Consider the following 12,668-nt stretch of genomic DNA (forward strand, 5'->3'; position numbering starts at 1 on the left):
CGATTACGGCTGCGTTGCCTGCGATGGCGGCACGCCAGTACGAGCCGATTCTACAGAAATAGCGTTTGCCTCGAGCGTCCGGCCTACGGCGCGGTCCAGTTCGACGCGAGCCTTCTGGTAGGCCGTACGCGCCGCGACGAGCGCGGACTCGGCCGTAGCAACGTCATGCCGGGCCGCCAGAGTTTGAAGGGCTGACCCGGCGCCGAGCGACTGTTCCTTCGCGGTGATCTCGAACGTCCGTTGAGCCAGTTCGCGGGCCTTATTGGCGAATTGAACGCGAGCCTGGCTTTGGTCAAGCGCGTACTGCGCATTGCGGACCTCAATACGGATCTGCTTGCGAAGCTGTGCCAGGCGCAACTCGGCCTGGCGCGACTCCAGTTCCGCGCGGTACTGATCGGACTTCGCAATCCGATTGCGAATCGGCACGGTTAGCGAGAGCCCCACGTAGTAGTCAGGTGCGGAGTTGTTGAAGGCATTGCTGAGAGCGCCGCTGTAGGAGCCGGGAGCGGTCGACGTAGTGTGCGATGCTGGATTTGCAGGGCCTCCCAGGCCCGTCCCTCCGTAGTAGGCGGTAAGCGCCAGCGTTGGAAGCAGAGCGTTGCGAGCTGACGCGAGCGACATGTCTCGGCTCTGCAGATCGATCTTTGACTCCGAGAGCTCGATGCGCGATGTGAGTGCTTGCTGAATGATGTCTTCCGTAGGACTGGAGGAGGCCGCAGCGGCGTCGAGCGATACTGTGCTCAAGTCTGTGGGCTGAACGGGCATGGCTTCCAACGTCGGGTCGTCGAGGTTCTTTGTCAGAGCGTTCTTGATGAGAAGCTCCTGAAATTGTAGCTGTGAGCGTGCGATGGTGAGGTCCTGTTGCCGGTTTGCGACCTCGCCCTCATCCTTTAATACATCGATCGCAGGAATCGCCTCGAGTTTGAGCTCTTTGCGGGCGGTGTCGAGGGTTTGGTTTGCAAAGTCAAGCGAAGCGCTCTTCACCCTCTCGTCTTCATAGGCACTCACGAGGTCCCAGTAGAGGTCCTCGATCTGGGTGATGGTGCTGATGATCTGCAGCTTGAATGCCTGGTCGGAGATCTTCTGATTGTTCTTCGCAATGCGTAAATAGCGGAGATTGGGGCCGAGGCCAAAGCCGGCCAGTAACTGCTGCTGGAACAGAACGCGATAGTAGGTGTCGATCTCAGGCGTCAGCAGCGTGTATTGGCTGTTGTTGGTGACACGGTCGTTGTCTAGCGTGACGGACAACGTCGTCCCCGAGGCAAACGCCTGGGAGAAATGAAAGTTCCCCACGATGGTGTTGGTGCGGAGCACGGGGACGTTGTACAGCGTAAGGTTCGACAGCGGCTCGGTGTAGTGCTCGAGGTTGGTGTTGGCAGTGAACGTCGGATCGTATGAGGAGACGTCCGTGCCTGTACCGAGTGTGGACTGCACCAGCCCGGACGCGCCTGTGCCCGCGCCACCGGCGCCACCACTCGTACCCCCGGCTCCCGCTCCGGAGGAGCTCGAGCCAAAGCCGCCAACCCCGCCGCCGGGCGTGTTCTGTACAACGCCGGTGTTTACGCCGCGAAAGACACCCCCGGCGCGTGTGCGTAGTACGTCGGCCGCAGCGATGGGCAGGTTGTAACGGGCAATCGCGATATCGAGATTGTTCTCCAGCGCGAGGGCGATGGCATCGCTCAGGGAGAGTTGTAACACGCCATCGTGGACGAGGGAATCAATGCGAGGCGTGTTGGCGAGATTCGGACGAGCCACGTTGCTGGCGCGATAGGCGTTGAATGGGTTGCTTGAGTGCGGTATATCCAGACGAAGCACGGGCTGGGGAGCCTGCACCGACTGGAACGATGCTTGTTGCGCCGCAACGAATGTCGAATACGGAAGGGCCAGCAGAGCGATGGATGCAGTCACGAAGTTACGAGGCGTCATGGTCTAGGCGGTCGTCTCCTGGACGGCGTGGAGCATTGGGTTAGCGGTATCGCGTGTGATCCAACCATCGCGAAGTTCGATCGTTCGCGTGCCGAAGGCTGCGTTCGTCTCAGAATGGGTGACCTGAACGATGGTGGTGCCCTGCTCGTTGAGCTTGCGAAAAAGCTGCATAATCTCCGCAGCCTGGGCCGAGTGAAGATTGCCGGTCGGTTCGTCCGCGAGAAGCAGGGATGGGTTGTGAATGACCGCGCGCGCGATCCCGACGAGCTGCTGCTGTCCGCCGGAGAGTTGCGAAGGATACAGGTCCTTCTTGCCTACGATGCTGAAGCGGTCCAGCGTATCGGCCACCAGCGCCTGGCGGTTGGATCGGGAGATGTCTTTGTAGCTCAACGGCAGGTCGATGTTTTCGGCGACGGTGAGGTCGTCCAGCAGGTGATAACTCTGGAACACCATGCCGATGCGCTGCCGCGCAACCTCTGCGCGCTGCTTGCGAGTCATGGTGTGGACAGCACGATCTTCGAAGGTGAATTCGCCATGCCAATGGTCATCCAGCATGGCCAGCACCTGCAGCAGGGAAGACTTACCTGCGCCGGAGGGACCCATGATGGTGACGAATTCGCCTGCACGAATCTGCAGCTGGATGCGGCGCAGGACGAAGCTCTCCGTATGGCCGGTCTTGTAACTTCGTGCGAGATTGCGGATATTGATCATCGAGTTCCTATCGTGTGTCGCGGGGCTGGGTTATTCCTGTCGCAAGGCTTGATTTGGGTCCAGGCGCGCAGCTCGGACGGCGGGTATAAGACAGGACAGCGTCGAGATGGCGAGAAGGAGCAGCGTTGTCATGCTGAAGGTGATGGGGTCCAGCGCTGGTGTATGGAAGAGCAGCGTCGCAAGGTAACGCGACAGAGCGACCGACGCGACGAGCCCCAGCGCAAGTCCTGTCGCGCACAGCACGAGACCGCGATCGAGCACCAACCGAAGCACGTCCCATCGCCGCGCTCCCAGCGTCATCCGCAATCCCAGTTCCAGCGTGCGTTGAGCCACCATGTAGCTCGTCACGGCGTAGAGCCCGAGCGCAGAAAGCAGTATTGCGAGGGTCGCGAAGATCGAGATCAGCAGTGTTTGGAAGCGTTGCTGCGCTGTAGAACGTGCGAGCAGGTTCGTGCGCATGGCGTAGACCGGTAGGCTTGGGTCCTGACGGACGACCGTGGCACGCACGGTCTGGTCATAACTGGCCGGATCGCCCGCAACGCGAATGGCGAACACCGGCGGGCCGATCGGCACCTGGGCAAAGGGAATGTAGTACTCCGGCTGGGCCGACTCCTCAAGGCTTAGACGAGTGACATTTCCGACGACTCCAACGACCTCGCGCGACTGCGGTTGGTCACTCGAAGAGATATCCGACTGGACTCGTTTGCCGAGGGGGTCTTCGCCCGGAAAGTAACGATTGGCGAACGCCTGGTTGATGATGATGGCCGGTGGGCTATCGGGTTGTTCCTCTCGCGTATCGAAGAAGCGGCCCCGGCGCAGCGGGATCTGCATCGATTGGAAGAAGTTCGCTGCAACAAGGCTGACACGGGCCGAAGGGGCTTCGGCTGCTGAGGTGGGATGGGTGGGGATCGTGAAGCTGATGTTCATGTCGCCTCCGGTCAGCGGCATCGGATAGGCGAACGTTGCGTCCCGAACGCCGGGGAGAACGGAAAAGCTCGACTGAAGTTGTTGCGCGAGGCGAAGAAGCTTGTCGTCGCGGAAGCGCTTGGAGGGCATGCCGACGCGGAAGGTAAGCAGATGTTGGGGCGAGAAACCTGGATCGACAGACAGGAGCTTGTCAAAGCTCCGGATCAGCAAGCCCGCGCCCACGAGCAGCACCAGACTCATCGCCGTCTCGCCGATAATCAGGGCGCTGTGAAGCCGGTGTTGACTCCGTCCCGCAGTGGCGGAACGAGTGCTGTGACGCAGTCCGATGGCAGGATCGAGTCTGCAGCCGCGCCACGCGGGAAAGGCGGTGAAGAGCAGCCCGGTAAGGATCGAAGCCAGGAGCGCGAAGAGTAGAACCTGCGGGTTGAGTGAGAGTTCGTGGAGTCTTGGAAGGTCGTCAGGAAGTAAGTTAGGACTGAGCCGCAGAACCACCGCTGTCAGGGCGACCCCACCTGCTCCTCCCAGGAGGGACAGGCTTAGCGATTCGAGCATCAGCTGACGCACGATGCGAAGCCGGGAAGCTCCAAGAGCAGAACGCAGCGCCAGTTCGGGTTGCCGTGCGACGGTCCGCGTTAGAAATAATCCTGCGACATTCGCGCAGGCAATGAGCAAGAGAAATGAGACGGCAGCGAAGAGGATGCGGAGTGGCCGCCGTAAATCACCCACGAGGTCCTGAAGCTCCGGCACGACAGCGACCGCTGTTTCTTTCGAATTATCGTCGGGGTACTGCTTCACCAGCGCCAGTTGGATGGTCTGCATCTCTGCACGTGCCTGGTCGATGCCGACCCCATCGGCAAGCCGCCCGAGGACGCTGATCTGGTTCCAGCCGCGCTGCTTGCCAGACGGATTCTTGCCCTCCATCGCGACGGACGGCGTCACCCATACCTCCGCATCGGGTGCGTTGGGGAATTGAAAGCTTGCCGGCATCACGCCGACGATGGTGTAGGTCTCCTCGTTGAGGAGAACGGCCTTGCCCAGGACTGCAGGGCTCGCATTGAATGCGTCCCGCCAGAGACTGTAGCTGATGATGACGGAACGATTGCCTGCCTGCTCCTCGGCTCGTGTAAAGGTGCGACCGAGAGCGGGGGCGACCCTGAGCATCGTAAAGAAGTCGGCGGAAACCCCCAGGCCGTCGATGCGTCGCGCCGGTGCATTGCTCAGTCCCAGCGTGAAGGACTGGCCTTGATAACTGGCCATCTGCTGAAAGCTCTTCGCCTGATCACGCCAGTCGAAGAAGTTCGGATACGAGGTGTCTGAGGGCGCGGTGGCAGGTTCGCCGCTGTTGCCGCGTGGCTGCTCCAGCGTGTTGAGTGCGACCAGCCGATCGGGCTGCGAGAACGGCAGCGGATGCAGCAAGACGGTGTCAACCAGTGAGAAGACCGCTGTGGTTGAGCCGATGCCGAGTGCCATAGTTGCCACAACCATCAGGGCAAACGCCGGAGCTTTTCGAATCTGGCGAAGTACGGATCGAAGGTCTTGGGGGATAGAGGTCATTGGCTCCCTTCTTATTCAGAGCGCAGGGCTTCGTTGGGGTTGACGCGAGACGCCCGATAGGCCGGGAGAAGGCATGCGAAGCAAGCGACAGACAGAAGCAGGACTGTCGTCTCGGCGAAGGTCACAGGGTCGAGCGGTGCGACCTGAAAGAGCAGCGAAGCCAGCAGGCGGGTGAGCATGGCCGATGCAACAAGGCCGAGGACGAGGCCGGCGCAGGCGAGACCAATGCCACGCTTCAGCACAAGCCACAACGCGTCGACGCGACGAGCACCGAGCGCCATACGGATCCCGATCTCCGCCGTGCGCCGCGCAACCATGTACGCCGTGACACCGTAAAGTCCGATCGCGGCCAGCAGTAATGCAAGCAGGCTGAAGAGCAGTGCCAAACGTGCGAGCAGCCTCTGCTGCGTGAACTGGGACGCAATCTGATCCGCGAATGTTGAGTAGTACGTGACAGGAAGATTGGGATTGATGCTGGCGAGGATGCGACGTGCTTCGGATTCCAGGCCCGCGACCTCGCCGCGCGTGCGCAGCATGATCGTGTTCGTATGCAGAGAACGGGTCTCGCCCTGGGGATCGCTGGCCGCGAGTTGCAGCAGCGGCCGGAAGAATCGGGGCGCAACGTCATCGCTGGGGTCTTCCCACTTGGCATCTTTCACGACGCCAACGATGGTGAAGTCGTTGGTGCTCGTCATGCCATTCGTGCCGAATCTCGCACCGATAGGATTCTCTCCTCCGTGAAAGAACTTCCGGACGAAGGCCTGATTCACGACGGCGATGCCAGGCGCCGCAGCGGTATCGTTGGCGGTGACGCTGCGGCCCTGGATGACGGCTTCCCCGACGAGGTCGAGCATCTCCGGGCTGACTCGCAGCCAGCGTGAATTGATGCTCTGGTCGGAGCCCGGCTCCGGGCGGCCGTTGAGGAAGATGTCTTCGCCCCAGCTGTCTCCCTCCAGTGGAGAGTAGCTGGAGAGCCCGACCTGGTCTACGCCAGGGATCGCGCGAAACCTTCGCTCCACCTCGTCATACAGTCCCTGCAGTTGGCCCGGCTTATAGCCTGCGCTTTCGGGATCCATGTGGATCACATAGCGATTCTCGGTCGTGAAGCCAAAGTCCTGATGCTCGAGTCGGGCAAGGCTCTTCGAGAGCAGGCCCGCGCCGACCAGTAGCATGAGTGAGAGCGCGGCTTGCACGACGACGAGGGACCGCTGCAGCCATGAAGCGTGGCTGCGAGTCGTTCGCGTGGAAGACCGCAAGGCCTCCGCAGGCTGCGCCATGGTGGTGATCCACGCTGGTGCCAGGCCAAAGGCGATCGCGGTCAGCATCGTGATGACCAGCGCAAAGGTGAAGACCGGAAGCGAGGGCGTTGCACTGATCGGGAGGCCCGGCGAATTGGGAAACGCGAGCAGCAGGAGCATCTTCGTTCCGGCATACGCGAGCGCAAGGCCTGCACCGCCGCCCAGGATTGAGAGTGTCAGGCTCTCGGTCAACATCTGCCGAAGGATGCGGGTCCGCTGTGCTCCCAGGGCCATGCGCAGCGAAGTCTCCGCGGAGCGCGCGATGGCCCTGACCAGCATGAGGTTCGCGAGGTTGGCACAAGCGATGAGCAGCACGAGCCCTGAGATCGCCATCAACAGAGATAGCCCGCTTCTGTATTCGGCCTGCATGCTGGCGATGCCCGCGCCCCCGGGGGTTAGCGTGATGTGCGATGCGTCGAGATGATGCCTGGCATCGGCACGCTGGTAGATGTCGACGTTGTCTCCCAGCCACTGACGCAGACTTGCGGAGATCTTCTCTTGCAGAGGACCGGTGGCTACGCCGGGCTTCAAACGGCCCAGAAGGTAGATCCAGTTCGTCGACCTGTTGTGAAGCAGCGAGGTCTGAGTCACGGTCGGTTCGAGGGAGAAAGGCAGATAGAAGTTCGCTGGAGTCCGGATCATGCGTTCACCGTAAAAGCCTGCGGGTGCGATACCGACGATCGTGACGGGATGGGTCTTGAAGAGGAATGTTTTCCCTACGATGGAAAGGTCCGAGCCATAGTCTCGCTGCCAGGTCTGGTAGCTGATGACGGCGACGGGGATAGCCTCGGGCTGGTCATCGGCCGGGGTGAGCAGGCGCCCCGCGAAGGGCGAGAGGCCAAAGGTCTCGAAGTAGTTTCCAGAGACGAAGCTGACGGGAACTCCCTGCGCGTAATCACCTGGTCGGTTGCTCAGCACCGTCATCTTCCACGGGTAGGACTGCATCGCGGCGAGTTGCTCGAATTCGGGCGCAGAGGCCTGCAGATGCTTATAGAGCTCCCACGGAAACAGGGAATAGCTATCGTGCGGAGGGATGCCGGAGAGCGCGCAGCAGTCCTCCCTGTCTCCCAGGCGAAGCAGCGTCTTTGGATCGGCAACAGGAAGATTACGCAAGAGGACAGCGTGCACCAGCGTGAAGATGGAAGTGTTCGCTCCAATGCCAAGCGCCAGCGTTAGCACCGCGGTGATGGCAAAGCCCGGGCTCTTGCGCAGTTGGCGCAGAGTGAAGCGAAGATCCTGCAGGATGGATGACATCATCATGTCTCCTTATTCCGAGCGAAGGGCTTGGGTGGGGTTGACCGATGCGGCTCGCTGCGCAGGCAGCAGCGCTGCAACGAACGCGACCAGAGTGATAAGGAGGACGGCGCCGAGGAGCGTGAGCGGGTCGGCGGGTGAGACGCCGAAGAGCTGGCTCGTGAGCAGGTGACTGAGCCCGTAGGCCAGCGGCAGAGCGATGGCGATGCCGATGGCAGCAAGCAGCAGCACGTCGGAGAAGACGATGTGGGCGATGGCAAGCCGCGACGAACCAAGCGCAATGCGGATCCCAATCTCGCGCGTGCGTTGTGCGGTGGTGAATGCCAGCACACCGTAGATACCGACTCCCGCAAGCACCGTCGCAAGAATGCCGAAAGCTACAGCCAGCATTGCCACGAGACGCTGGTTCGACAGGCTGTCTTCGATCTGCGCGTCCATGGTGCGGAGGTCTTCAAGGCCCAGCGAGGAATCGAGCTGCTGCATCACGCGGCGTATCGTAGGCAGCTGGTCGGAAGCGCTGCCGGAAGAGCGAAGGTAGTAGTAAAGCTCGCTGACTGCGGCATTCTGCTTCACAGGACGAAAGGAGGTGGGAATGATGGGATCGTTGACGGAGGTGTGTCTTGCGTCATGCACAACGCCAACGATCTGTGTATCGAGTTTGACTCCGTTGCCACCGCCGTTTGCCATCATGCGACCGACGCAACTGGCTGAGGTACCGCAGAAGTGGCGCGCGAATGTCTCGTTCACGATTGCGACCTTGGGGTGGTTGGCATCGTCGCTTTCGGTGAAGCTGCGCCCGGCGACCAGTGGCATCTGCAGGGCGCTGAAGTAGGTTGGCGTAATGCTGGGAAACTCCACGTCGGTTGATTCGTCCGGTGGGGCGATGTAGCCGGCGACGGTGACGTTACCTGCGTGGTTGTTATTGGCGAGCTCGGGATCGTCGGTGGCGGCTACGGACTGCACGCCCGGAAGCGTAACGAGGGTGTCGAGGATGCGCTGGTGAATGGCAGGAACAGCATCCTGAGCGTAGCCGGCAAGCCGAGGATTGACGCCGAACGTGATGAGGTTGCCGGGGCGGAAGCCCACGTCGACGTGCCGGAGGTTCTGCATGGTGCGAACGAAGAGCCCGGCGCCGATGAGAAGGATGACGCTGAGGCCCATCTGAAGGCAGACAATGAAGCGTCGCAGCTGCAACATGCCGCCTGTCCCTGTGGACGATTTCTGACCGAGGCCCTCGGCAAGGTTCGGGCGGCGGATCTGCATCGCCGGGACGAGCGAGAACGCCACGCTCACCAGCAGCGCTATCGTGAAGTTGAATATCAACGCGCGAAGGTCGAGGCTCGAGGTAAAGGCGACGTCAGGATTGTCGCCTGCGAGTTGCGCTACCAGCGCGTGCAGAGCAAACGGCGCGAGAATCAGTCCGATTGTGCCTCCGGCGATGCCAATCAGCAGACCCTCAAGCAGAAGCTGTTGCAGGATGCGTCTGCCGCCTGCTCCCAACGCATAGCGAAGGCTGAACTCGCGCACACGGGATGCTGATCTCACAAGCAACAGGCTTGCCACGTTGACCGAGGCGATGAACAGGACGAGCACCGCCATGCCCATGATCGCCAGCAGGGGTTTCTGGAAGTCTTCTCGCTGGTACGAGAAGCCGCTCGCGCCAGGGAGTACCCGTAAGCGGCTCTGGTCGAGGAACTCGGTAGTGAAGCGCTTCGAGCGCGTGCCCAGGGCCTTGAGTTCTTCAGCGCGCAGGCCATGCCACAGTGGTGCAAGGGCGGTTTCCGCCTGGGCCGGTGTCTCTCCGGGTTGCAGGCGGCCGATGATGTTCAGCCAGCGAGAGCTGTGGTCGATGAGACGGGTAGGCCGGGAGAGCGAGACCTGAGGCTGCATGGACATCGGCACGAAAAGGGCCGGTGTCTGGCCCCACACGGCACTGCGAAAGCTTGCAGGAGCGACGCCGAGGATCTGGAAGGGGTGACCGTCAAGGGAAAGAGTTTGACCCACGACGCTGGGGTTCGAACCAAGGTGGTTTGCCCAGTAGTCGAAGCTGAGGACGGCGACAGGGTTTGCGCCCGGCGCGGTATCGTCGTTCTGGGTGAGTAGGCGGCCGAGGAAGGGTTGAACTCCGAGGACGGTAAAGTAGTTGCCGCTGACGATCTCGCCCTGAGTGGTCTCGGATGAACCGTTCCGGCTGATCCCAACGTAGATGGGCGCGGTGGTGATGAGACCTGAAAAGACGTGCTTGCCGCCGGGGACGGTGCGGTCGCGGAGGTCCTTGTACATGGGGTAGGAGAAGTAGGCTGCGATGTCGCCGCCATAGTTGCTGGTGTTGCCGTCCCATGCAGCGCCGGTGCCTTCGAGGATGACGAGCCGCTGCGGTTCGTAAACGGGAAGCGAGCGCAACAGAGCCTGATCGAGCAGGGAGAAGATAGCGCTGTTGGCGCCGATCCCGAGAGCAAGGGTAAGTACTGCCGTCACCGCCAGTGCGGGCGACCGTCGAAGCTGACGGAGAGCGAAGCGAAGATCCTGGAAGATGGTGTGCATGAGGTTGTCCTTACTCCGATCGAAGGGCGTGCATGGGGTCGATGGTGGCGGCCTGTGTGGCGGGGAGCAGGCTCGCGGCGATACCCGCGAGCGCGAGTGCCAGCGTCAGGCCCGAGAGCAGCGCAGCATCGTGTGCCGCATGCATCTCGACGACAGAGCCGAGGATTCTCTGTAAGGCCAGCGTCAGCCCCCAGCCCATGGCGATGCCACCGGCCATCAGCAGCGTGACGCGTTGGATCACCTCAACGACCACTCGTAAGCGGGTTGAACCGAGGGCAATCCGCAAACCGATATCGCGTCTGCGTAATGTCACCTCATGCTGAATCAGCCCATAGAGACCGACCAGAGACAACAGCAGAGCGAAGCCGGCGAAGATGCCGAAGAGCCAATTTTCCATTCGGTCGAAGACCAGGGAGTCGCGCACGACCTGCGCCATCGTCTCCGGTGTCTGGAAGGGGATGGTCGGGTCGATCTGATGGAGCGCATCACGGATCGGAGCAATCAACTGCCCGGGATCACCGCTGGAGCGAACGACCAACGTCATCGAAGGAAGCATCTGGATGCGGTCCTTCGGCGGAAACTCGGTGGCAAGATAGTCCATCTCGGCCATCGGAGGCTGACGGAAATCCTGGCGAATGTCGGTCACCTTGCCGACGATGGTGGTTTTCAACTCCGCCTTGTCGTTGTCGTCGATATGAGCGCCAACAGGATCGCCTCCGCTCGAGAAGAACTTGCGCTGGAAGGCCTCATTGACGACGACGGTGCCCGCCGGATTCTGCCACGGGTCGAGTCCTTCCGTGAGCATGCGACCGCGCACAAGGTGAATGCCCATCGCGTCGAAGTAGCCGGGGGTGACGTAGCGCGTCTCCGCAGTCACGTCGAGTCTGGGTGGATAAGGTGGCTGGCCCGTAATGTGCGTATCGCGGTTGCTGCCGAAGTTTTGAATCGGGAGCACGTTGATGAAGCCTGCCGCCTGGACTCCAGGCATGTGCGAGACACGGTCCAGCAATGGTTGATAGAGAGTCGCGATCGGATCTTTGCCGGCGTAGCTCGCAGGCGACAACGTTACCTGGGTCGTGAGGATCTTTTCGGCGGGATACCCCAACTCGGTTGTGAGCATCGAGGCAAGATTCCGCAGAAGCAGCCCTGCGACGGAAAGCAACACCATTGAAAGCGCCACTTGCATCACAATGAAGCTGGAGCGCAGCCGGTGCTGGCTTCGGCTGGGACCGGTCGAGACACCGGAACGTAGCGCGAGGACTGGATCTGTTCCTGAAAGTCGAAGCGCTGGCGCCATCGACGCAGCAAGACTTGTAAGTCCCGAAAGCAACAGTGCGACGCCGAGCGCGGGCAGGTTAAGGTGTACATCGATACCGCGCGCCAGGGCAGAGATGAGGAAGGTTCGCATGGCCGCAAGCAATAACCACGCAATGGCCATTCCGAGACCAAGTCCCGCGGCAGAAAGCGCAAGGCTTTCTGTAATCATTTGCCGGATGATGCGGGCACGCCCCGCTCCAACGGCGGCACGCAACGCCATCTCACGTTCCCGCTTTACGCCACGTGCCAGGAGTAATCCCGCGACATTGACACACGCGATCGAGAGCAGCGCGAGCGCGGCAAAGCCAAGGGTCTTCAAAGGCGCTCCGGCCTGCTTGTTGATTGAAACCTGCAACGGGAGCACATGAACGGTGCGTCCCGTATCGCTCGCGGGATAGGAGCGAGCAAGATTGGTAAATGTCTCGTTGAAGTTGGCTTGTGAACGCTCCAGCGTCACTCCGGGCTTGAGCAGGCCAACTGTCTCCATCCAGTGGCATGCTCGGCACGAGATATAGAACGGATCCGCATGCAATGGGATGTAGATGGCGTGGATCGTCTGCAGTGGAAAGCGGAAACCGGCGGGCATCACGCCGAGGATGGTGAAGGGCTTGCCGTCAAGCCGAACAACTTTGCCAACGACATCCGTCTGGCTGCTGAACTCCCGTTGCCATACCTCATAACTGAGCACGGCCACGTCGTCCCGGCCGGGTTGATCTTCGCCGGGCAGGTACGTACGGCCAAGGAGCGGCTTCACGCCAAAGACCGTGAAGAAGTTATCGGTGGACTTTACCGCGGGTAGAGAGACGGGTCCACTTGGGCCTTCGAGATTGACCCTTGCAAAAGTGCTGTAACCTGCGAGCGCGGAGAAGGTGTCAAGCTGCTGACGGGCATCGAGGTAGCTCGGCAAGGACCATGGCTGGTGGAAGCCCGCAATCGCGAGCGTCTCGGGTACGACGATCTCGCCTTGATGTGCGAATGGCAACGGACGCAGTAGAGTCGCATCGATCACGCTGAAGACAGCGGTGGCGCATCCGATACCCAGCGCCAGGGTAAGGATCGTGGTGATCGCAAAGCTAGGAGCCGAGCGCAATTGGCGAAGAGTGAACCGGAGATCTTGCAGGATCGTGTGCATGACGG

6 protein-coding genes are annotated in these 12,668 nt (G+C 61.2%); all 6 read right to left on the minus strand.

Annotated features, from left to right (window positions below):
* Positions 1 to 3 precede the first annotated feature (3 nt).
* From C4S68_RS12045 to C4S68_RS12070, 6 genes are read right to left on the minus strand one after another with little or no spacing between them, the layout of a single operon-like run.
* Positions 4 to 1,926 (minus strand): TolC family protein, encoded by a 1,923-nt coding sequence (locus tag C4S68_RS12045; RefSeq protein WP_103933344.1) that lies wholly within the window; start codon positions 1,924 to 1,926, stop codon positions 4 to 6.
* A 3-nt stretch (positions 1,927 to 1,929) separates the two neighbouring features.
* Positions 1,930 to 2,637 (minus strand): ABC transporter ATP-binding protein, encoded by a 708-nt coding sequence (locus tag C4S68_RS12050; RefSeq protein WP_103933345.1) that lies wholly within the window; start codon positions 2,635 to 2,637, stop codon positions 1,930 to 1,932.
* 30 nt (positions 2,638 to 2,667) lie between these two features.
* On the minus strand, positions 2,668 to 5,118 hold the full coding sequence (locus C4S68_RS12055; protein WP_103933346.1) for an ABC transporter permease: 2,451 nt from the start codon (positions 5,116 to 5,118) through the stop codon (positions 2,668 to 2,670).
* An 11-nt stretch (positions 5,119 to 5,129) separates the two neighbouring features.
* Positions 5,130 to 7,676: an ABC transporter permease gene (locus tag C4S68_RS12060; protein ID WP_235011553.1), complete on the minus strand. Its 2,547-nt coding sequence runs from the start codon at positions 7,674 to 7,676 to the stop codon at positions 5,130 to 5,132.
* A 6-nt stretch (positions 7,677 to 7,682) separates the two neighbouring features.
* Entirely contained in the window at positions 7,683 to 10,214 is a 2,532-nt protein-coding gene (locus tag C4S68_RS12065; protein WP_103933347.1) for an ABC transporter permease, read from the minus strand.
* A gap of 10 nt (positions 10,215 to 10,224) precedes the next feature.
* On the minus strand, positions 10,225 to 12,663 hold the full coding sequence (locus C4S68_RS12070) for an ABC transporter permease (protein ID WP_103933348.1): 2,439 nt from the start codon (positions 12,661 to 12,663) through the stop codon (positions 10,225 to 10,227).
* Positions 12,664 to 12,668 lie beyond the last annotated feature (5 nt).

The organism is Bryocella elongata (assembly GCF_900108185.1).
GTDB lineage: Bacteria > Acidobacteriota > Terriglobia > Terriglobales > Acidobacteriaceae > Granulicella > Granulicella elongata.

Excerpts from the sequence above, each read along its gene's own strand:
- C4S68_RS12065 (WP_103933347.1), bottom strand. The coding sequence starts at position 10,214 with ATGCACACCATCTTCCAGGATCTTCGCTTCGCTCTCCGTCAGCTTCGA.
- C4S68_RS12070 (WP_103933348.1), bottom strand. The coding sequence starts at position 12,663 with ATGCACACGATCCTGCAAGATCTCCGGTTCACTCTTCGCCAATTGCGC.
- C4S68_RS12050 (WP_103933345.1), bottom strand. The coding sequence starts at position 2,637 with ATGATCAATATCCGCAATCTCGCACGAAGTTACAAGACCGGCCATACG.
- C4S68_RS12060 (WP_235011553.1), bottom strand. The coding sequence starts at position 7,676 with ATGATGATGTCATCCATCCTGCAGGATCTTCGCTTCACTCTGCGCCAA.
- C4S68_RS12055 (WP_103933346.1), bottom strand. The coding sequence starts at position 5,118 with ATGACCTCTATCCCCCAAGACCTTCGATCCGTACTTCGCCAGATTCGA.
- C4S68_RS12045 (WP_103933344.1), bottom strand. The coding sequence starts at position 1,926 with ATGACGCCTCGTAACTTCGTGACTGCATCCATCGCTCTGCTGGCCCTT.